Source organism: Thalassotalea sp. G20_0, assembly GCF_017744175.1.
Lineage (GTDB): Bacteria > Pseudomonadota > Gammaproteobacteria > Pseudomonadales > Endozoicomonadaceae > Endozoicomonas.
Genome location: NZ_JAGHQV010000005.1, coordinates 161,814 through 183,123 on the forward strand (window position 1 = coordinate 161,814; position 21,310 = coordinate 183,123).

22 protein-coding genes are annotated in these 21,310 nt (G+C 50.2%); 9 read left to right on the top strand and 13 right to left on the bottom strand.

The window, feature by feature from the left end:
- Window positions 1-106 precede the first annotated feature (106 nt).
- Together J7438_RS04645 and J7438_RS04650 are read right to left on the bottom strand one after the other, a co-directional pair.
- Window positions 107-1,423 (bottom strand): MFS transporter, encoded by a 1,317-nt coding sequence (locus J7438_RS04645; RefSeq protein ID WP_209275618.1) that lies wholly within the window; start codon window positions 1,421-1,423, stop codon window positions 107-109.
- Window positions 1,423-1,857, bottom strand: coding sequence for a YybH family protein (locus tag J7438_RS04650; RefSeq protein WP_209199869.1), 435 nt, complete (start codon window positions 1,855-1,857; stop codon window positions 1,423-1,425). The genes J7438_RS04645 and J7438_RS04650 overlap by 1 nt, the downstream gene beginning before the upstream one ends.
- A 375-nt stretch (window positions 1,858-2,232) precedes the next feature.
- On the opposite strand from J7438_RS04650, the gene J7438_RS04655 reads away from it, so the two are divergent.
- Entirely contained in the window at window positions 2,233-3,606 is a 1,374-nt protein-coding gene (locus J7438_RS04655; RefSeq protein WP_209275619.1) for a hypothetical protein, read from the top strand.
- 48 nt (window positions 3,607-3,654) lie between these two features.
- Window positions 3,655-4,320, top strand: a complete 666-nt coding sequence (locus J7438_RS04660; RefSeq protein WP_209275620.1) for a metallophosphoesterase — start codon at window positions 3,655-3,657, stop codon at window positions 4,318-4,320.
- Between the two features lie 7 nt (window positions 4,321-4,327).
- On the opposite strand, the gene J7438_RS04665 is transcribed toward J7438_RS04660, so the two are convergent.
- Window positions 4,328-4,996 (bottom strand): NAD(P)H-dependent oxidoreductase, encoded by a 669-nt coding sequence (locus J7438_RS04665; RefSeq protein ID WP_209275621.1) that lies wholly within the window; start codon window positions 4,994-4,996, stop codon window positions 4,328-4,330.
- Window positions 4,997-5,102: 106 nt separating this feature from the next.
- Window positions 5,103-6,779 (bottom strand): ankyrin repeat domain-containing protein, encoded by a 1,677-nt coding sequence (locus J7438_RS04670; RefSeq protein WP_209275622.1) that lies wholly within the window; start codon window positions 6,777-6,779, stop codon window positions 5,103-5,105.
- Between the two features lie 212 nt (window positions 6,780-6,991).
- Between J7438_RS04670 and J7438_RS04675 the strand changes: the two genes are divergently transcribed.
- Entirely contained in the window at window positions 6,992-7,480 is a 489-nt protein-coding gene (locus J7438_RS04675; protein WP_209199864.1) for an 8-oxo-dGTP diphosphatase, read from the top strand.
- Between the two features lie 306 nt (window positions 7,481-7,786).
- Entirely contained in the window at window positions 7,787-8,260 is a 474-nt protein-coding gene (locus tag J7438_RS04680) for an Hsp20 family protein (protein ID WP_209199863.1), read from the top strand.
- A gap of 166 nt (window positions 8,261-8,426) precedes the next feature.
- On the opposite strand, the gene J7438_RS04685 is transcribed toward J7438_RS04680, so the two are convergent.
- Complete coding sequence (locus J7438_RS04685) at window positions 8,427-9,242, bottom strand: TatD family hydrolase (RefSeq protein ID WP_209275623.1); 816 nt, start codon at window positions 9,240-9,242, stop codon at window positions 8,427-8,429.
- A gap of 103 nt (window positions 9,243-9,345) precedes the next feature.
- On the opposite strand from J7438_RS04685, the gene J7438_RS04690 reads away from it, so the two are divergent.
- Both J7438_RS04690 and J7438_RS04695 read left to right on the top strand, forming a co-directional pair.
- Entirely contained in the window at window positions 9,346-9,873 is a 528-nt protein-coding gene (locus tag J7438_RS04690; RefSeq protein WP_209275624.1) for a hypothetical protein, read from the top strand.
- A gap of 70 nt (window positions 9,874-9,943) precedes the next feature.
- Window positions 9,944-10,447: a copper chaperone PCu(A)C gene (locus tag J7438_RS04695; RefSeq protein WP_209275625.1), complete on the top strand. Its 504-nt coding sequence runs from the start codon at window positions 9,944-9,946 to the stop codon at window positions 10,445-10,447.
- Between the two features lie 113 nt (window positions 10,448-10,560).
- Here J7438_RS04695 and J7438_RS04700 read toward each other — a convergent pair whose 3' ends face one another.
- Complete coding sequence (locus J7438_RS04700; RefSeq protein ID WP_209199859.1) at window positions 10,561-10,953, bottom strand: DUF2750 domain-containing protein; 393 nt, start codon at window positions 10,951-10,953, stop codon at window positions 10,561-10,563.
- 396 nt (window positions 10,954-11,349) lie between these two features.
- Here J7438_RS04700 and J7438_RS04705 point away from each other — a divergent pair, with 396 nt between their 5' ends.
- On the top strand, window positions 11,350-11,925 hold the full coding sequence (locus tag J7438_RS04705) for a hypothetical protein (RefSeq protein ID WP_209275626.1): 576 nt from the start codon (window positions 11,350-11,352) through the stop codon (window positions 11,923-11,925).
- 56 nt (window positions 11,926-11,981) lie between these two features.
- Here J7438_RS04705 and J7438_RS04710 read toward each other — a convergent pair whose 3' ends face one another.
- Both J7438_RS04710 and trhO read right to left on the bottom strand, forming a co-directional pair.
- Window positions 11,982-12,176: a DUF4250 domain-containing protein gene (locus tag J7438_RS04710; RefSeq protein WP_209199857.1), complete on the bottom strand. Its 195-nt coding sequence runs from the start codon at window positions 12,174-12,176 to the stop codon at window positions 11,982-11,984.
- Between the two features lie 250 nt (window positions 12,177-12,426).
- The gene (gene trhO / locus J7438_RS04715) at window positions 12,427-13,458 is read right to left on the bottom strand and encodes an oxygen-dependent tRNA uridine(34) hydroxylase TrhO (protein ID WP_209275627.1); all 1,032 of its coding nucleotides are present in this window, start codon (window positions 13,456-13,458) and stop codon (window positions 12,427-12,429) included.
- Between the two features lie 147 nt (window positions 13,459-13,605).
- On the opposite strand from trhO, the gene nfsA reads away from it, so the two are divergent.
- Entirely contained in the window at window positions 13,606-14,343 is a 738-nt protein-coding gene (gene nfsA / locus J7438_RS04720) for an oxygen-insensitive NADPH nitroreductase (RefSeq protein ID WP_209275628.1), read from the top strand.
- A gap of 97 nt (window positions 14,344-14,440) precedes the next feature.
- Here the strand turns inward: nfsA and J7438_RS04725 are convergent, their stop codons facing one another.
- The 4 genes from J7438_RS04725 to J7438_RS04740 all read right to left on the bottom strand — a co-directional run bounded on the left by J7438_RS04725 (window position 14,441) and on the right by J7438_RS04740 (window position 18,349).
- Window positions 14,441-15,148, bottom strand: coding sequence for a phosphorylase family protein (locus tag J7438_RS04725; protein WP_209275629.1), 708 nt, complete (start codon window positions 15,146-15,148; stop codon window positions 14,441-14,443).
- Window positions 15,148-15,549 (bottom strand): SMI1/KNR4 family protein, encoded by a 402-nt coding sequence (locus J7438_RS04730; RefSeq protein ID WP_209199853.1) that lies wholly within the window; start codon window positions 15,547-15,549, stop codon window positions 15,148-15,150. The genes J7438_RS04725 and J7438_RS04730 overlap by 1 nt, the downstream gene beginning before the upstream one ends.
- A 101-nt stretch (window positions 15,550-15,650) precedes the next feature.
- Window positions 15,651-16,985 carry a DEAD/DEAH box helicase gene (locus tag J7438_RS04735; protein WP_209275630.1) on the bottom strand — a complete coding sequence of 445 codons (1,335 nt, stop codon included), beginning with the start codon at window positions 16,983-16,985 and terminating at the stop codon, window positions 15,651-15,653.
- 8 nt (window positions 16,986-16,993) lie between these two features.
- The gene (locus tag J7438_RS04740; RefSeq protein ID WP_209275631.1) at window positions 16,994-18,349 is read right to left on the bottom strand and encodes a DEAD/DEAH box helicase; all 1,356 of its coding nucleotides are present in this window, start codon (window positions 18,347-18,349) and stop codon (window positions 16,994-16,996) included.
- A 229-nt stretch (window positions 18,350-18,578) separates the two neighbouring features.
- Between J7438_RS04740 and rsuA the strand changes: the two genes are divergently transcribed.
- Window positions 18,579-19,280: a 16S rRNA pseudouridine(516) synthase RsuA gene (rsuA, locus tag J7438_RS04745; protein WP_209275632.1), complete on the top strand. Its 702-nt coding sequence runs from the start codon at window positions 18,579-18,581 to the stop codon at window positions 19,278-19,280.
- A gap of 77 nt (window positions 19,281-19,357) precedes the next feature.
- Here the strand turns inward: rsuA and J7438_RS04750 are convergent, their stop codons facing one another.
- The gene (locus J7438_RS04750) at window positions 19,358-21,307 is read right to left on the bottom strand and encodes an F-box/WD repeat-containing protein (RefSeq protein WP_209275633.1); all 1,950 of its coding nucleotides are present in this window, start codon (window positions 21,305-21,307) and stop codon (window positions 19,358-19,360) included.
- Between the last annotated feature and the right edge of the window lie 3 nt (window positions 21,308-21,310).

The following is a 21,310-nucleotide window of genomic DNA, read 5'->3' on the forward strand; positions in this document are numbered from 1 at the left end:
ATAAATCAATGGATGGCCTGTGCGTTGACCCGCTTTGCATTTCAGGCCAGAAATTGTTTCGACGCACAATCCCCTGATTCAAGGAAATGTATTTTGGCTGGCAGACTTAAAGATTTCTTTCCTCATCGAACTGGTCCGTTGTCAGCTGAACGTTTGGCCAGGGAATAAACAGGGCGATCAGGCTGATCACAGCAATAAGAGAAAGGTAGATAGCCGGTCCCGTGGTATTACTGGAGTATTTAGCCAGTAATGTTGAGGTAAAAGGGGCGATGCCGCCAAAAATTGCAAACCCGAAATTGTAGCAGGTGGCAATGCCGGTATAGCGAATCTCCGTTGGAAAAAAACTGATCAACAATGGCGGCAGTGCACCCGATGCAGTTGCTGCCAGCAGGCCACAGATCAACAGGATCTTATTCAGTTCGGCGTCCGGTGACGAGAAGTACTGAAACGCTGGCCAGGAAGTGGTGGCGACAACAATGGCCATAATGCCCAGAATCAGTTTGTGATTCATCAGGTCGGACAGCAGCCCGAATATCAGACAGAGTGGCGATAGCATCAAAAACGCCAGGGTGGTGTGCCAGGCAACGGCTTCCCTGGGAAACCCCAGCAGCGACGAGAGGAAACCCGGCATGTAAATGCTGTAGATAGTCACGGTTGATCCACACAGGCCAATGGTCATGAGCCCGCAGATAACCCCCCGGGTATGTTGTGTGAAAAGGAGAACAATCGGTATGGAAGCCTGTGCTTTGGTCTGGTCCAGTGCTTCGAAAAATCCGGATTCGGAGAAGTGTTTGCGAATGTGATAGCTGATGATTCCGAGGGATCCACCGACCCAGAAAGGGACACGCCAGCCCCACTCCTTCATGGCTTCTGCCGGAAGGTACATTTCAAGCATGCCATGCACGAATGTCCCGAACGATACACCAATCATAATGGCCAGAAACAGAATGCCGATCACCAACCCGCGTCTTTCAGGTGTTGTCTCACTGAGATAAGTGATGGCTCCCGGAATTTCTCCCCCCAGGGAGAACCCCTGCAGTAGTCGTAACAGGATCAGCGTGATGGGGGCTGCTGAACCTATACTGTTCCATCCGGGCAGGCAGCCCATCAATGCGGTGGATACTGCCATCAGAAAGATGGAAAAGGTAAAGGTCTTTTTACGCCCATAGCGGTCCCCGAAGTGGCCAAAGACAACACCACCGAGGGGACGGGTCAGGTAACCAATGGCAAAGGTGGCAAATGTGTTGATTAATGAGGTGATATGGTCCTCAGCAGGAAAAAAGTTCTCGGCAATATAGCTGGCCATCAAGCCATATATCAGGAAATCGTAAATCTCCAGCATGCCACCCAGTGATATGGAAGATGCCAGCTTGTATTGACTGGAAGATGCGGTAATGCATCGTTTGGGCGTTGTTTGAGTCATTAATCCGGTAGAAAGTGGGTTGGTGAAACATGCAGGTGATGGATAAGCCATCTGCCATCGTGTTTTTTAAGCAGGTGAGTGGCTCTCAGGGACTGCTCTTCTTCAAGCTTTTCTTCCCCGGGCTTTTCTTCCCCAGTTTTTCGCAGCGTGGACAGTACCCACAGGCTCCCGGAAACAATGGTGTTTTCATCCGCATAAATCTCTTCAAGCCGGAAATTGACCGATTTGATATCAAATCGCCGGAACAGTTCTTCATACCAGAGGGTTAACTGGTCAACAGAGGTAATGGTGTCACCTTCAGCGTTCCAGAAAAGCAGACCCGGATCGGGTTGGTAGTGACCGATGATTGCGTCGAGATCCTTACGGCAATAGCTGTCAGCGATCTCTGAGAAAAACTGGTCTACCAGTCTGGTTGCCAGGTCGAGGTCAGCCATGGCTGTTTTCTCCCCTGTCAATGGAGTTCAATGCCAATCGGGTTTGGAGCATCGATTAAGAATAGCCCCCGTTTTGACAGCCGAATAAAACAATATGACTAATAATAAAAAATCAGTGGTTGTGTTGGAGTTACAGCTCAGGCTTTGGTGAGGTCTTATACCTTTAAGAAATAATGCTCCTTTCATGTGGCTGACTAAACCATCAGCATCTATCTTTCTTAGCATTCCTGAGACCTGTTGCTGCGAGCATTGGATACGGATATTGGTGTTGACCCTGGCCTCCATAGTTTGCCGCCTTATAGGGTGTTCATCCCCGGGAAGTCTGCTCACAACGGTTTCCAGTCATGGCAACAATTCCAGAAAAGAAAGCTTATTATGAAAACAATGACATTCTCCTGGGTTTCGCTGGTGCTTCTGCTGTTGGTTAGCCCGTTGATTGTGGCTGAAAACCGGCTGGATCCCATTAAAAAGTATATCCACAAGCATTTTGCCGATCAGCTGGAGATTTCCCGGGAGCAAATAGAGCAACTCTCATGGGTGCTGGCTAATCCAGTGGTGACACCGGAGTTATCTACACAGTGGTCATCGGCGGCAATCCATCGGGAAGTGTCCAGAGCACTATCCCGATTATATTGCCTTCAGCTGTTAAGAAATGGCTCCCACGAGGCCTATAAGGCATTTGTGGCACCTCAGACTGACCCTGATACTCCCAGGCTGTCAGAGCCATCGTTCCAGCAGCTTTCCAGGGAGATTGCGGGGCTGGACGCTATCTCTTATGAAGTTCTCCGGGCGACAGCCATTCTGGATGCGGTCACTTTATCGCCGGAGGCACGTAAGCGCGCTGCTAAAGCTCTGGCTAAGCCTGTTCCTGAAAATTCGGTGGATTTTCTATCGGTTACAGCACCCTATGCTGAGAAGATTTACCCGCTGGCTCGCTCGATTATTACCAAACACCCTTCAGCTGCCCGGTTGTTTGAAATTGTCTATCTGCCCCATAGCCACCTTCGCCATATGATGTATAACGAGGGCTCTTTGTCCATGTATACCGTGCTTAATACCGGGATACAGAACAAGAGCATCAGTCACGATGATATGAATCTATGGTACGACCATTGGGTGGTGAATATTGCCGGATTCCGTGGCCATTTGGAGGCAAAAGGCTCTGTTTATCTCACCCAGAATACCTGGCGGTCCATGAATCAACAGAAGTTACTGCTGGACAGGCTGTTCAGGGAGCCGAAGCTGAACCCCATGCAGGTCTACCTGCAAAAGCGGGGGCAATGGTTGCAACTGAATACTTTGACCAGAAATCCCAATGAGTTTCTTGCCCTTGCCTCCCTGGGGGCCACTGCAAGGTTGTTTACACCGGCCGAAGGCAGTGAGTTATACGCCAGCTTTAAAAGTCTGCCAGAGGATCAGCAGAAACAGTGGATTCAGCACAGCAAACGGCACTTAACCGCTTTGGCTACACCGCCCGCAACTTATGGGCCTGCCGTTTATGCCAATGCCATTGTTGTTGCCGGGTTGCCGGAAACCATTCGTAAAGTGCTGCCAGTGATGCTCAGGTTTTATCAACAGGCGGAACAGATGAGGGCTGAAGGCCAGTTAGCTGCTGATATGCCCTTGTCGTTCAGGGAGCTGGCCCGGGAGCCGATGCTGCACAACATTCTGACCAGTCACCGGCAATTCACCACCGTCATCAATTCTGATGATGGCGTGGCTAAACTGGTAATGAAGGATAAACCGTAAACGTGGATGTACACATCTGAACGCTAATCAGAAATCCAGGGAGGATTTATGTTTTACCAGCATTTTCGTCAGAATGTCGTTGGCCGTGATTTTGTTATTGGTGATTTGCATGGCATGTATGATCTCCTGATGTCCTCACTGGTCAACGTCGGCTTTGACCGGGAAAAGGATCGTTGTTTCAGCTGTGGTGACCTGATCGACCGGGGGCCCGCTTCCGAGAAGTGCCTCTCTCTGATGGAGGAGCCATGGTTCCACTGTGTTCGAGGCAATCATGAGCAGTGCATGATTGATACGGTCAGACACCCATCCGCCCATGAGATTGCCCAATGGGTGCTTTGTGGCGGTGACTGGCATCTGCAGGTCTCATCAGAAAGAATGAACAGGTATGCGGACATGGCTTCTGAACAGCCGGTTCTGATCTCGGTTGATCTTCCTGGCAACAGGCAGGTGGCCATTTGCCATGCAGAGTACCCGTTGCCGGTCTGGAATCCGGAGAAAATAGCATCTGATCCGGACCTGGTCTGGGCGATGCAATGGTCCAGGACCCGGATTCAAAGTGGGGATGATTCTGTGGTTGCCGGTATTGACCACATCTTTTGTGGTCATACCATTGTTGATCAACCGGTTACCCTGGGAAATACCCACTTTATTGATACCGGTGGCTTTGAGAGCAACTGCCTGACGCTGTTATGCCTCAATGAACTTGCTGAGTGACCGGGTATTAATGCCACTCGACAACTGCTCCCTGCCGGTGGCGGGTTTTCGGGTAAGGCTCGTTTTCCCGGTAACCAAAGGCAACCATCACACTGACGCCAAACTCCCCGCTATCCAGCAGACCCTCCTGTGCCATCAGTGGCTCCAGCCTGTCACGGTTGAAACCTTCAATCGGGCAGGAGTCAATGCCAATCTGGGCGGCTACGCTCATCATATTACCGAGGGCGATATAAGTCTGTTTACAGGCCCAGTCAAACATGGCCCTGGGTGACTCGGTCAGCCGGAAGTCACTGTTTTGAAAGTCGCGGTAGAACTCGCTGATCATATCCACAACATCTTCAGGTAGCTGTTTAACATTGCGCATATGGTCCAGGATGTATTCAGACTCATAATGCATGCTATTTTCTTTGCGGGCCAGAATGATGACAAAGTGACTGGCGGTGGGTAACTGTCCCTGGGCTCCCCAGCTGACGGTTTTGATCTTTTCCCTTAACTCAGGATTCTGGATGACCAGAAACTTCCAGGGTTCAAAACCAAATGAGCTGGGAGAAAGGCGCCCGGCATCCAGAATGAAATTAAAATCCTCATCGGGTATTTTCCGGCTGGCATCAAAGCTTTTGCAGGCGTGCCGGAAATTGAAGGCATCCAGAATTTGTTTACGCAGGTCAGTGTTCATTGTTCAGACCCTATACAACAGTGGTCGAGAGCTGCATTCTATTGGCATCAGGTTAAAATAGGAAGAAATCACAGAAATGACAGGCCTGACTTGCAAATTTCAGCACTTAAACAATGCTCAAATCTCGAAAATCCGCTGCCAGACTGATTTCAGAAGCTGGTGCCCCATGACTCAAGAGTTCCATAACCAAAGTCGAACGTTTCAGACGATTTGCTAATGCCAGAGGCGTCTCTCCGTTATCAAAAACACCACAAAGGTCAGCACCGCCATGAATCAGCTTCAATAAAATCCCGGCATTGTCATGTACAATTGCCAGTCGCAGTGCCAATCCTTGAAGGGCATTAACCTCTGCGCCGGAATCAATCAGAAAATCGGTGATTGGAATCGAACCACCAAGTACGGCAAATGCCAGAGGAGAGATAACAAACTGCTCCCTGCGCCTAAATAACTCATGGGGTATTAAATTTGCCCAGTGTATAGAATAATTTGGAGAACAATTCACCGACGCGTGGAAACGCTCAATCAGCTCTCTGACCAGGGCGAAATTATTGGAGAGAATGGCCTGGGTCAGCGGTGTAAGACCTCGAAAATCGGCGTTATCAATCCCGGAGCCCCGCTCGATAAGCGCCTTGATGCAGTCCTGCTGCCTGGCATAAGTAGCAATGCACAGAGGACTGAGGCTTCTTTTGCCATTAGACAGTACCGTGGATTCCAGACTGGCACCAGCATCTGCCAGTAAATGAATCATATCAACACAACCGTATTCCGCTGCGTACCCAAGAGCAGTCCCAATATCGTATGGCTTATCAATCTCGGCACCGCTGGCAAGTAACACCTTGACGATCTCCAGTCGATTAAATCTGGCTGCGGCACAGATTATCCACCCATCCATGGCGTTGACATCGGTATGGGTGATCAAGAGTTTAACGATATCCAGCTTGTCAAGTCCAACAGCAACCCACAGTGCCTCATCAGTGACTTTGGCATCTTTCGATATTAACAATTCAACCAGCTGTGCAGCAGACTTCGAAGTAACAGAACTGACAAGAGGGGTATACCGGATTAACTTGTTACCCAAAATCACCTCGTGCACATGGTTAATGTCAGCTCCGTTATCGATCAATTTCCGTACCACATTGACGTGGCCATAATGAGTGGCCAGCAAGAGTGCTGAATTTAAATCTTTGGCATCGCGCTTAGTCAAACAGCTGACCAACTCCACGAAGCCTTCTCTGGCAGCCAGTTCAATTGGAGAAAGTATACCGTCCTCTTCTGGCAAATTAATATCTACCTCCCGGGTAAGTAGAAACTCGACAATCGGCAGATGCCCATAGAGGGAGGCAACATGAATGGGCCCGTAGTGTCCCTTAAGGTCCTCAAGCTTGATGGTTCCGGTAATAAGCGATGGGTCCTTCTCCACCGCACCGATCACGGTAGCGACATTTCCGTCCTGACAAGCTTTGAACAGCTGCAGTTTCAGGTTTTCAGAACTGTGTGCCAGAGAGGCGTATCGGTTATCATTCAAAGCAACAATATCAAGAGTTTTGGGCGTTGTATTGCAAAGGATGCAAGTCCAGTCACCCAGCTGGCGACCATCAATCCAGGCATCATTACAGGCGTTATGGAATCTGTGCTGACATGGCAATATCACAACAGACCGTCCATTGAACAATGGTTCCCTGCATACAACGCATTCTTCAGGAGCTGACTCGGGCAGAGCACTCGCTGCTAACGGAGGGCCCGGCAAAGAACCGGGCAACAACTCTGAATGAATTGGATTCATTGTTAAACTCCAGGATTAGACAAAGACAATTAAGTGCCTCCTGGCTGTCAGGCATCGCGTTATCGCCGTTGTTGCATGACCTTCCGGCTTCCTTACCAATGCAAGACTAGCGCAGAAAAGCGCTAATCCCCATAAACAAAACCATTATCAATAATGCTGCCTCCCAACGCGAAGCTGAGGTATGTTAATTATCTTTAAGCAGGAATTGATTGATGCAATCATTGCAGGATATTGACTGGAGCTCCTGGCAGGCCAAAGACCCCGCTACGCTGACATTTGTTATCAAGGATGGGCAAATTCTGCTGATTCGTAAAAAGCGTGGCCTGGGGGCCGGAAAAATCAATGGGCCGGGAGGGCGACTTGAGCCCGGTGAATCTCTGCTGGAGTGCGCGATCCGCGAAGTGCAGGAGGAGCTGTGCATCACCCCGGTGAATCCTGAGTTCTGTGGAGAGAGCTGTTTCCAGTTTACCGATGGCTACTCTATTCATGTGCATACCTATGTGGCAAGGGATTTTACCGGCTTACCGGAAGAGACGGATGAGGCCATACCGCTGTGGTTCTCCCTTGATCAGATCCCCTATGAAGAAATGTGGGCAGACGACATTATCTGGCTACCTGAAATGCTGAAGGGGAACAGGTTCAAAGGACGCTATCTGTTCGATGGTGACCGGATGCTGGATTACCACCTGGATATTTTTTAAAAAAAATAACACGCAGGGGTTGGAATCGAATTAAACGTACATATATTAGCGGTAAGTAGCTGGCCATATGGAATCGAATATTTCTGGCTACCTGGGCTGGTACTATGCGAGGCACAACGGAGGGAGCATAGCCGTAGCTATGTGACCGGAGTTGTAACGAAGCAGAGTGCCAGCACAAGGAGTAAGAAATATACGATTTCATATGGTTAGCTACTTAACAGTGGCTCAAAGCAGCACTGTCAACCAAGGCTTGTTCATAATGAAAAGCCGATTTGATCAACATATTGCTCTATTGAGGATATGACCATGCGTACCTTTGATTTTGATTTCACCCCCCTGTACCGTTCTGCGATCGGCTTTGACCGGATGGCTCACCTTCTGGAGTCCATGAATGCCGGGCATTCCCAGACAACCCGAAATAATGGCTACCCTCCTTACAATATCGAACTGCTGGATGAGAACGAATACCGTATCACCATGGCGGTGGCCGGCTTTGCCGAAGATGAACTGGAAATAGAAAGCCGTGAGGGTGTACTGATTGTCCAGGGCAAGAAAACGCCAGACGATACAGAGCGAAAATACCTCTACCAGGGCATTGCCGAGCGTAACTTTGAGCGCCGTTTCCAGCTGGCCGACTACGTCCGTGTCACCGGTGCGACCATGGATAATGGTCTTCTGCATATTGATCTGGAACGTGAAATTCCAGAGGCGATGAAGCCAAGAAAAATCAATATCGGTAAGAACAAGCTGCTGGAAGCTGAAGCCGCCGACGGTGCTTAAGTAGCTGGCCATATGGAATCGAATATTTCTGGCTACTTGGGCCGGTACTATGCGAGGCACAACGGAGGGAGCATAGCCGTAGCTATGTGACCGGAGTTGTAACGAAGCAGAGTGCTGGCACAAGGAGTCAGAAATATATGATTTCATATGGTTAGCTACTTAACCATCATATTCTGAATAGCGTACGACAGTTATGAGAGGTGGCTTCTGCCACCTCCGGCAAAGACATTCCTCTTAGCTCCGCCAGACACTCAGCCACCAGTTTCACTCTTCCCGGCTCATTTCTCTGTCCCTGATAGCCATTCAATGGCATATCCGGAGCGTCTGTCTCAAGCACAATACTGTCGATTGGCGCAGTTGCTGCCAGGTGTCGTGTTTTACGGGCTCTCGGGTAGGTGATACCGCCACCAAATCCCAGCTTAAAGCCTAACTTCAAATATTCTCCGGCCTGTTGTTCACTACCGGAAAACCCGTGAATAATTCCGGCCCGCTCCGGTTTGCATCGTCGCAGTACTTTCAAAATGTCATCATGGCTTTTCCGGCCATGAATAATCAGTGGCATCTGGTGCAGGCAGGCCAGTTCAACCTGGCCAGTAAACAGCTCGAGTTGTTTGGCCTTTGTCTGGGGAGTCATGTTCCGGTCAAAAAAATCCAGCCCGGTTTCCCCTATGGCAACGACCCCGGCGGGACGTTGTTGTAATAGCGTATCCAATACATTCAGATGTTCGGGATGATGTTCAGAAATAAACCAGGGATGCAGACCAAGGGCCGTTACGATACTTACGGGACTCACTTGCGACAGTAATTCTGACTCATTAATCAGGGAAGGCCATTCCACCTGTTGAGTGGCAGGGATGCAGATATGACTGACTGCTGCCTTTTCTGCCTGACTCAACACCTGTAAACGGTCCTTATCAAAGACTGAAAAATTAAGATGGCAATGGCTGTCGAACAGAGACAGCGTATCGTTCTCTTTTGTCACAGCTGATTTTTCCTCTAAAAATGAATTTCAGGAGAATGTTCTTCTGTTTTCCGTTAGTAAAAAGCCTATAATGCCCGCCTGCAAGTAAATGTTGATCCAAATAATGATGAAAAAACTGTCAAGGCACTTATCCCGGTTTCTCCTTCCGTTAGCATTATTACTTGGCTTACTGTTGGTATTTTACGGATCCCGCTTGTTGAACAAGAGTGAAAATTCCGTCGATAAACAGAGGTTTCAAACGGTTGCTTATTGCAACACGTTCAAAGGGTGTCAGAGCAGGGTAGGGAATGGTTCGATCATGCTTAATATTTTGCCGGCGTCCATGCCGACGGGGCAGCCACTGGCTATCAGGGCAGAAGTTTCAGGGCTTGCTGCTGAAAAAGTCAGCATGGAATTTGTTGGGCGTGATATGCCCATGGGGTTGATGCCATTCAATTTACAGAAACAATCTGGACATTCGGCAGACGCTGACCTGTATACTGGTACCGGCAATATCACTTTTTGTACCACTGGCCGCAAAATGGTCTGGATCGCCAGGCTGAAAATGGAAACCAGAGAAGCGGTATATAATGTTCTTTTTGAACTGGACCCTTTAGAAGCAAACTCACAGCAGATTGCTATCCTCCCATAATACTTCTAATGAATAGTGGAGTTGATTAATGGAAAGCGGAACGATTATGTATACCAGGGTAGTCAGGGTTATGGGAACAATCGTACATAGTACGATGGCTCTGATGATGCTATTGACTGCGCACATTGCAATGGCTGCACAGGGCGGGCACAGTCATGCCTACGCTCACTTAAAAGAGCACTCTGAACCAGAGTTGCAGTTACTGAATGCCAGTGCCCGTGCAACCAAGCCGGGTATGTCCTCATCAGCTGCTTATATGACCATCTACAATGGTTCTCATCAGGCCGTACAGATTCGCTCATTGAGCAGCCCTGTTGCCAGGAAAACAGAACTCCATACCACAGAAATGAACAATGGCATGATGAAAATGCGCCGTGTGGATAACCTTACCATCAACCCGGGCGACAGGTTGGAGCTAAAGCCCGGTGGCTATCATGTTATGTTGATGGGCCTTAACAAACCTATAGCCAAAAACAGTGACGTGCCGGTGACGATCACTTTCAGTAATGGTGATCAGAAGACAGTGGTTGCTCATGCCACGGATGAGATCAAAGGCCAGCATATGGCGCATTGAGTAAGTGGAACTGTTGACTGGTCACACACAGCAGCGGCACAGATAAAAGACCATAATCCTTAGCGTCTCTGTGCCTCTGTGATTAAAAGAGTATGGTTAAAAGAGGATAACTCTTATCCCTGCTCCAACTCGCCAAGAATGGCTTCATGCAGTTCAGAAGGTGTCACAACAAGCCCTTCTTCTTCATTAACCGGGAACACGGCCAGCATGGTGTTATCCCGCTCCAGGCCGGGCGTCCAGCGCTCCAGCCACACTTCCAGGTTGATGGCTTTTGGCTGGCAGTCTGACCAGTCATCCACTGCCCAGGCTTTGGCGAAATCAGGGTGTGGCCAGATGGGCAGACACTCTTCACCATCACTGGATGACAGCTCTACCCAACCTTCCGGGCTGTGCAGGCTCCAGATCTCTTCCCAGTCCGCCACTTTTTTCAGAAAGTAATCATAACGCTCATGGTCAGCCAGCTTCTGAATGGATTCGAACTGTTTATCGTTGAGTTTGTAGGTCATCAGTCATCAACGCTAGTGCATAAAATAGTGGGGGGAGTGTATTACCTGCGCAGGATTGAAAGCAAATGGTGCGGTAGAATGGTGTTTTGAATTTTATATGACCCGCTTTCAAATAATACCGGAAGAAAAGCTCTGGAAGCTCTGTTTGGTGATGTTTTTTTCAACTATAAACAGTCAGTTAAGGCGTTGGCTCCAGTACACGGTTTCAATGTATATGACGGGTTCCCTCTATCAATGACGCCCAAACTCCGTTCGTCCTGAGCGGAGATTACACACCAAGCTTATCGAAATGGTGTACTAGGCTTACTACTACTAAAACGGTATAGTCCGCCCCCTGTTTTATAGTCTGTTTTGTGATCTATGAAGTTGTATAGGACACCGCTGAAGGCTTCTCTGTTGGCGGGTTTGGTTCTGGCAGCCAGAGAGCTTTGCTCATTTTGGCCCACTATGGCTTTCATGGAAGATGTTCTGTTTTTCCTGGCCGGTCTGATTGCCGGCATTCGATTGCCGGATCTGGATTTATTGATACCGGGGCTGTCCCACCGCTCAGCAATAACCCATTCCTGTATTCCTGCGCTGGTGATTTGGGTTTTCGGTTTTTCAGCCATTGCCGCAGGTCTGGCCCTGGGAATTGCCTTTCACCTGTCGTCGGATCTGCAACCCAAAGCCTGGACCGGTGGCGCACTGATCAAGTTTCCGTTGCTGGGCAGTATCGGGATGCTGTCGCCCATCTGGTTAATTGCCAATGTGATTGGTTGTCTGGCGATCTTTATGGAAGTGGTTTCCGGTGAACCTGTGGATGCCCGGCTGATGATAATGGCACTCTGTTTAATGGGGGCTGGCTGGTATTTTTTCCAGGAGGAAAAGCGCCCACTGTTACCGTTGATGACCCTGGGGTTTGCTATTTTGCTGGTTCATGCGGTACGGGGAGGAACTTTATCGGTAAAGCAGGTGTGGCAATATTTTGTTTAGGGTCTGTTGATGTTTTTGTTACCAGTTCAACAGACCCTCGGTTAGCCTCCTACCGGTCAGTCATGAACGAACTGATTATTGATCGACTGATAATGAAAACGGATTTTATGAAGCTGGCTTTCGATCTCCTGTTTGCTCATGTCCATCTCATCGGCCAGCTGATCCAGTGAGTTGCAGGTAAGCCTTAGCTTTTCGTTGACAATGCCCAGAAGGATAAAAGGGTTGAGGTTCTCGGGGGTTTCGAGTTCCATGGCGACGCTCCGTTCAAGTCAGCTGATGAAAAAATACAACTGGGAGGCTGACCGAGAATAGCGCTCGTCTAGGCGACCCCGTAGCGAGGATGGCAGAAAATTGAGGATAAAAAGTCGGAAATTTTTAGTGAATAGTGGTTCTATTTGCTAAAAATTTCCGACTTTTTAGACCAATTTGTTGCCACCGCAGTAGGGCAGTCTATTCTCGGTCAGCCTCCTGGCCCATGGCTGTAGTTAAAACATAGCTCAGCTATTTAACTTTGCCTGCCCGGGTTCTCAGTTGCTGTTGCCTGCGTTCGTCTTTCTTTAATTGACGACGATGGACAACGGTCTTGGCAACTTCTGCGCCCATATGGGCTTCACCTCGTGCCCTGGCCAACTGCATCTGTTTTTCACGCTCCGAAAACCGTGCTTTCTGCTGTTCAGTCAGCCGATCAAAACAGTGCGGGCAGCTGACACCCTGCTGGTACATATCACTTTGCTTATCGGCTTGTGTAATGGGTAAACGACAGGCGTTGCACTGGTCGTAGGAGCCCGGCTCAAGGTCATGATTCACCGTCACCCGTTCATCAAAGACAAAGCATTCACCTTCCCAGAGTGACTGCGCTTTTGGTACTTCTTCCAGGTATTTCAGGATGCCGCCTTTCAGATGGTAAACCTCGTCAAAGCCTTTTTCTTTGAGCAGGGCCGTGGACTTCTCGCAGCGTATGCCGCCAGTGCAGAACATGGCCACCTTTTTATGAGTCTCAGGATTCAGGTTGGCATCAACGTATTGCGGAAACTGCCGGAAGGAATCTGTCTTTGGATTGATGGCGTGCTTGAAGGTGCCCACCTGAATTTCGTAATCGTTACGGGTATCCACCACAAGGACTTGTGGATCACTGATCAGGCTATTCCAGTCTGCCGGTTCCACATAGGTCCCGACGGCCTTTTGTGGGTCAATGTCTTCCACTCCCATGGTGACGATCTCTTTTTTGAGTTTGACCCTGGTTCTTTTGAACGGCATGGATTCACTGAGGGACTCTTTGTATTCAATGGGGTTCAGACGGGTATCCCGGTTAAGCCAGGCCAGCAGCGCATTGATGCCTTCCCGGGTGCTGGCCACGGTGCCGTTAATGCCTTCCCGGGCAAGCAGCAGCGTCCCTCGGATATGGTTTGCTTCCATGGTTCTGAGCAGGGGTTCCCGCAGGCTGGTGAAGTTCTTCAGGGTAACGAATTTATAGAGGGCACAGATCACGATACGAGCGTCTGTTTGAGCGTTTTCTGGAGGAGAGAGTCTCATTGTCTTTATTGTCCTTGGTCAGCGGTCCGGAGCGTAAATCCGGAGCCAGATCCGGGAAAGGAAGTCTAGCAGAGGCAGGCAGCCTTGAAAAATCCAGCCAAGGCTACAATAGTGCAGAATAATAATGGCAAGATTAAGAATAACACCATGACCCAACCTGTAATTGAACTACTACAATCACACCGCTCCATTCGCAAATTCACGGAACAGCCGATCAAAGAGCCCTTGCTAAGAGACTTGATCAGCGCAGGCCAAAGTGCCGCCACATCCAGCAATTTGCAGGGTGTCAGTGTTATTCGGGTCAGAAACCCTGAAACCCGCAAAGCCATGGCAGATCTGGCGGGTGGCCAGACCTATGTGCAGCAGGCGGCTGAGTTTCTGGTGTTCTGTGCCGACCTGTATCGTTCCGGCTGGTGCTGTGACCAGTCGGGCAAAACCATGGCGGACGGGATGACCGAGCATTTCATTATTGCCACGGTTGATGTAGCTCTATTTGCCCAGAACGTAGTGGTCGCTGCTGAGTCAGCAGGGCTGGGTATCTGCTATATCGGAGGCCTGCGCAATGACCCGCAACAGGTCAGTGATTTGCTGGCGTTGCCGGAACATGTCTACCCCGTTTTTGGCCTCTGCCTTGGATACCCGGATCAGGATCCGGAGTGTAAACCCAGACTGCCGCTGGAAGCGGTGCTGATGGAAGAACATTACCAGCCTGTGAATAAGGCGCTGGTGGCTGAATATGATGAAACTATGAGAGCTTATTACCAGCGGCGGACCGGAGGCAAGCTGGATCGGGTCTGGTCTCAGGAGATGTCGGCCTTGCTGGGTAAAGAATCCCGGCCTCATATGAGGGCGTTTCTGGAGAAAAAAGGGTTCAGGATGCGCTGACCTTTTTAACCGAACTGAATCTCAGACGACAGATGAAAGGCTTGTGGTTCGATCCGCAAAGGCATTATTGAAAAGGGCTGCCGTCGGCAGCCCGGTTTTACTTGATATTGGTTAATACCCTGATCAAGGTTTCGCTCAGCTTTTGGCTGGCCTTGCTCAGGTTGTTCAGAAACTGTTCAACATTATCCAGTTCGATATCGATATGATCTGTCACGGATTTGATCGGCAGGAAGTCGATACCGTAAAGATGAGCGGTTGCAGCAACAGCGGCACACTCCATCTCTTTGGCCATTCCCTGGTTTTGCATAATCCACTGCCTGTCGATATCCGGCATATCGAGGGAGTTGCCTGTGGTGATCACTCCAGACTTATGCTCAATACCCTGAAAGTATTCGGGGCAATAGGCGGTTGGATAAGCCCCCATGGCAAAACGGTCAAAGCCTTTCAGGGGGACCCGGTGGTCATGGTAAACCACCGGCTGTTCGGAAGTGATGATATCTGCAATATCAGCATCGGCTGAAAAAGCACCGCAGGTGCCCGCGTTAATGATCAGGTCCGGAGCAAACTCCACAATGGCGGACTGGGTATTCAGCGCGGCAAATTCGGTGCCTATCCTGTCGACACCGTACTCAGTGGATTTGCCATTCAGAGAGATAACGATCTCCTTACCGGCAAACTCACCCTGAAAGCGGGGAAAGTGACTTTGCAACTGCGGATTGGCGGGCAGTTCGTGCAGTCCGAGTTGATCGATGATTGGCCGGGCTTCCGCTGCCATGGCCATAATGATCAGAATTCGTTTAGACATTAGCTCTCCAGCCAGATATCCCGGGCCCATAACCAGATTGATGGCCAGCTGTCGTCAGTCACTTCACCGTCAGCCCAGCGAACCACTTCTCCTTCTTCGGAAATGCCATAGTACTCACCATTGCATTCACAAATGGGGATCAGCTCTCTCGGCAGACCTTCAGCCCAGGCATTGGCCGCGACTTCCGGCAGATAAGTATGAGATTGGGGGTCGGTAACCGTCACTGGTTCAATAGAGCCATAAATAACATCACTGACGTGCAGCAGAAACTCCCGGAGCTCGTAGGGGAGGGGAATCAGAATCTGTTCTTCCACTTCAACCAGCTGGTCTTCATCCGGCAGTTCCAGTGGGACTGACACATCCAGAGAGCGTTCCCGCAGTTCTTCAATAATATCTTCCATTGTATGCGACCTTTGTCACCCGCTTTCTACGGTGGGAATATCCGGTAGGCAGGGTATTCCCGGCTTATTGCTTTTCATCCGGCTGAAATGAATCGGCCTGGTCAGGACTTCCGTTTTTTCCCGGAGAAAACAGCAGGCCTTTTCTTTGGCGCAGTAACTGAAGGCTTTCTGGTGCTGCCATTCCGTGATTTATTACCCGAACGCTGTTTTATCGCTGGCTTTCCTGTTTTCAGATCAGGTTTGCTTCGCTTGTTTCGGGTTTTACTGACGGGCTCCTCAATCTCAGCAGGACGCACCTCGCCATCTTCGAAGTAGGGGAGAGGCTCTATTTCCAGTGGTTTTTTGATCAGCTGCTGGATACCGGCCAATAACTTTTTCTCTTCCGGGTTCACCAGGGAGATAGCCCTGCCTTTTTGTCCGGCGCGGCCGGTGCGGCCAATGCGGTGCACGTAGTCCTGGGGAACTTTGGGCAGGTCATAATTGATGACCAGCGGCAGCTGTTCGATATCCAGGCCTCTGGCGGCCACATCCGTCGCTACCAGAACATCAAAATAGTTATCCTTAAAATCTTCCAGTGTGCGAATACGCAGGTACTGACTTTTATCGCTGTGAATGGCCTGGGCATTGATGCCGTCTTCTGCCAGCAACTCGGCAACCTTGTTGGCGGCTTTTTTGGTGCGGACAAACACCAGCACTTTCTGCCAGCGACCACCATGGATGAGATAGCTGAGAATCTCCGGTTTGTCCTGCTGGTCCACCGGGTAGAAAGACTGGGACACGGTATTAGCGGCAGAATTGGGGATTTCCAGTTCAATCTTGACCGGATGGCGCATGAAGTCATGGGCCAGCTGTTTAATGTCTTTGGAAAAGGTGGCAGAGAACAACAGGTTCTGACGTTTTGTCGGCGCGTTTTGCACAATGCGTTGAATATCGTCACGGAAACCCAGGTCCAGCATACGGTCGGCTTCGTCCAGCACCAGTATTCTCAAACTGTCAAGCTGGATATGCTTCCGGTTGATCATGTCCACCAGGCGACCCGGCGTCGCCACCAGGACATCAACGCCTTCTTTCAGAACCTGCAACTGATCGTCAATATCTACGCCACCATAAACGGCAGCTGTCTTGATAGCCGTGTACTTGCCATAGGTCTGAAAACTATTGTCAACCTGAATGGCCAGTTCCCGGGTAGGGACCAGCACCAGGGCGCGGATGGCTTTGCTGGCTCTCATCTGTGCCAGCCGGTGCAGGATTGGCAAGGTGAAACTGGCGGTTTTACCGGTGCCGGTCTGGGCAGATGCCATCAGGTCACGGCCAGTTAAAGCCATGGGAATCGCTTTGGCCTGAATCGGGGTAGGATTCTGGTAGCCAGCTTCGTTGACTGCCTGAAGCAGCAACTCATCCAGCCCAAGAGCGGAAAAAGGTAGGTTATTGCTCATGTGATGTATTACTTCCTGCGCTTGGGTGGTTCAAAACCGGAATCGGTTGAGGTGGTGGTTGCAGTGGCGGGTTTGGCTTTGGCCGCCGGTGTACGACGTTTGCCCACGTTCGTCTGCTCCCGGTGACGTTGTTTATCTGCCGGTTGTTTTTTACCAACGCCTTTTTTACCGGCCGGTTTTTTCTTGCCTGCGGCTTTGCCTGAGCTTTTCAGCTTTTTGGGGCCTTTATAGCTGCCCGGCAGTTCTTTGATGGTGCGTTTCTCAAACCGCAGCCGGAGGTAGCGTTCAATACTCGACATCCGGTTCCATTCGTCCGGCCCAATCAGGGAGATGGCCAGCCCCTGTTCTCCGGCACGTCCGGTACGGCCAATCCGGTGGACATAGTCATCACCGTTACGGGCCATTTCCAGGTTGATAACCAGTTCCACACCTTTGATATCCAGGCCTCGGGCTGCGACATCGGTAGCAATCAGAATGTTGATCTTGCCATCTAGCAGCAGGCGCATAACGTGCTTGCGCTCCCGCTGGTCCATATCCCCGTGGAGTACGCCGACCTTCAGGCCTTTAACCCGGATTTTGCCGACAAACTCCTCAGCCCGGGCTTTGGTATTGGTGAACACCAGGGCTTTGTCATAGGTTTCATTCCGGAGCAGCCAGATCAGCTGTTTTTCTTTATGGGCGGTATCGTCCGAGAGAATAATCTGCTGGTGGATATTGGCGTGCTTTTCCCGGACAGAGTTCAACTTCAGACGGGCAGGATCGTTCAATACCCGGTAGGCCATTTCACCCAGGCCCCGGACTTCCAGGGTTGCTGAGAACAGGAACGTTTGGCGTTCGCCATGGCACTCTTCCACGATGCTCAAAACATCGGGACCAAAGCCCATATCCAGCATACGGTCCGCTTCATCCAGTACCAGGTATTCCAGGTCGCTGAAATCGTGGTTGCCGTTTTTTATATGCTCAATCAGGCGGCCGGGGGTGGCAATAAGGATCTCCGGGTTTTTGCGCAGAGTGTTCACCTGATGGCGGTAGTCCTCACCACCAACGATCAGCCCTGCCTTGATGTAGGTATAGCGAGCCAGTGCTTCACACTCTTTTAACACCTGCAGGCCCAACTCCCGGGTAGGCACAAGCACCAGTGCCCGGGTGCTGGTTTTGGGCGAAGGGGTGGTGTGCATATGGTTGAGCATGGGCAGCAGAAACGCTGCGGTCTTACCACTGCCGGTTTCTGCGCTGACCATCAGATCCTTGCCGGTCATGGCCAGGGGCAGGGTGTGTTCCTGAACCGGGGTGGCCTGTTCAAACCCGAGTTCAGAGAGTGCTTTTTGCACCCGTTCATGGAGAGCCAGCTCAGAAAATAGCAATGGGGAGTTCCTCAACCATAGGGGAAATACGGTTTTCTAGAAGGGGGATAAATGGTGATGTATTTTATGACTGATGACGTGAAAAGCCAATATGTGAAAATTCATAAATAGTGAGTGGTTTGCGGTGGCTGAAGCAATGGGGGTTCAGTTACCCAACTCCCTGCATTGTTACTGGCTATAACGCTCCTTTGATATTACCATCCCGCTTTTCAGGCATAGTCTTCCCCGAATGCGTTTAGATAAATACCTCTGCGAAAGTACCGAACTCTCACGTGCCAATGCCAAAAAGTGTTTGCACCGGGGTGAAGTGACCTGCGATGGCATTGTGGTGAAAAACAGTGCCTTCAAGGTACCGGATACCTGTGAAGTCCGTTTGCTGGGAGAGCTGGTTAAAGCTCGCGGGCTGCGCTATATCATGCTCAACAAACCCGAAGATACGCTCTGTTCCAATGTGGATGAGGTCTACCCATCGGTTCTCTCTTTGCTGGATATTCCCAAGGCTTATTCACTCCATATCGCTGGCCGTCTGGATGCAGATACGACAGGGCTGGTACTGATTACCGATGATGGGCAATGGTCCCATCGATTGACCTCGCCCGTAAAAGTGTGTGGCAAGCGCTATCGCGTGCAATTAGCCGACCCTCTGCCAGAAGATAAGACTGCAGAACTGATTGAGCGATTTGCCAGCGGTATTGAGTTGAAAGGTGAGAAAGCACCGACCAAGCCTGCTTTACTGGAAGTTCTTGCATCCTCAGAGGTATTGTTGACCATTACTGAGGGTAAATATCATCAGGTTAAGCGTATGTTTGCGGCCATTGGCAATAAAGTGATGAGCCTGCATCGTGAACAGGTTGGGGATATTGCCCTTGATTTATCCCTGAGGCCCGGGGAGTGGCGCTACCTGACTCAGGATGAAATCGATTCAGTGTGATCGACTGACCCGGAAGAATAGCAAATAAGCCCTGTAATGAATGCCACCTTGCTACGGGCACTATGCTCAGACAGTCCCTAACCATTCAACTGTGGATCAGCGTGCGGACTTTTTTTGCATGGAGGCGGCAACGGTAAACAGGTAAGTTTCGAGGGCAACGGTGGCGCTAAATCCTTACCGTACAGGCACCAGACTTTAAATTGCGTGGCATCACGGCTTATGGTGACGATATGGCTGCTGTTGGCATTGAATTCTGCCAGGCCGAGCCGGTATGAGTGGTGCAGGGAGGCTTTTACCTGTAGCTCTTTGCGATCAGCCTCAATGCCAATGATCAGAGCTTTGCCGCTAGAGTCACAGATGGCAACATGGGAGCCATCGTGGTTAAACTGGCCTGAATGAGCCTCGCTTTCTGGTACAATATTGCCGATTTGCAACCACTGGCCACAGGCATTACGAGAGTCGATTCTGGCTTGGTGATTGACGCTGTGTGTTGGTGAGTTGTTTCCGGACAGGGTCAAAATTCGGCAGCTATCAGCGCTGAATTGGGTGTAGGTGATTTGACATTTATGGGTAATGGAACATTGCTGTGACCAACTCCTGTGGTCTACATCAAACTCGTAGATTTTTGCCGAGCAATCATCACTGGCTGTTATTATCAGGAGACTATTGGGACTAAAGCGGGCGGAGCTAACCTGCCGGGTATGGTGAATAACCGCTTTAAACTGCCAATTGTTGCCGATGTCACAACTGAAGATTTTACAGGTATGATCGCTACTGGCCGTCACGACATGTTTGCTGTCAGGGCTGAAGAAAGCTGTCCAAATCTTTTCTGAGTGGATGATGTCGGCTGTTTTTGTCCAACGGCCATCGGCATTAACGCTGTAAATCGTTGCTGTCTGGCCGTCATTCTGATTATGGCTGACGGTGATGATATGGTTGCCATCCGGGCTGAACCTGGCTGAGAACACCCTGCCATCATGGTTCAGGGTGGTTCTTGTCAGCCATGTGCCGTTTGCAAACTCATGGATTTTTACGGTGTGATCATCACTGGCAGTCACTATCAGGCGGCTATCAGGGCTGAATTCAGCTGAATTAACAACACCCTCATGGGTAATCCTCGCTATTAATGCCCAGCAGCCAGTTTGATCCACTGAGCAGATTTGTGCACTTTTATCGGCGCTGGCCGTCACTGCATGGCGGCTATCGGGGCTGAAGGTGGCCGACCAGATCTCCTTTTCATGGGCAACGGAGAGTTGCTCTGCCCAGCAGTCAGTGGCAGTACGGCTGGAGATTTTTACCGCCTGGTCGCCGCAGCGGCTCATTATATGGCGTTTATCAGCGCTGAGGGGGACCACCCTGACGCAGCCCCAGCGATGAATGGAGATCTCCCTGTGGTCAAGGTTCTTCGCTGAAAGGACATGAATTTTTGCACAGCAATTGGCACTATCACAGTTGGTTACCAGGTAGCTGACATCATTGGGAGTAAGTAGGGATAGGTCAGATTTAAAGGACTTGCACTGAATGTCTGATACTAAAACCGGGTTAAAGACTGGACAGTCAACCATGAGTTTAGCCACCCGGTAAAACAGGCGTTGAGGGAACGATGTTATCTTTTCCGGGTTGCAGGCCTCAAGGTCGTCTGTCTCCTCCCCGGCCAGCTGGCTGCAAAGACGGCTGACCAGCACTTCATCCCGGGTAAACTGCATAAGCCAGGCTTTCAGTTTATGTTGACTGATGTTTTTAGCGATCTGTGTGAATTGCTGCTGTTGTGATGTCTCGAACTGTGCGTACCATGCCTGGCTCCTGACGTTCAGAAGCCTGGCGGCTAAGTTCCTTAAATCCAGACAGGTTTGTTCTATCGCCACAATATCTCTGTGTGATAAATAACCCAAAATCCGTAATAAAGGTTCACTTGGCATGGCCAGTAATGGAAAGCAGTCCCGGGCAGGAACAATGGTGACACCATGTCTGGTGCCATTTTCTGTCGAATCATTGGTCTTAAGTAACTGCTCATTTTTGACGGGCAAAAC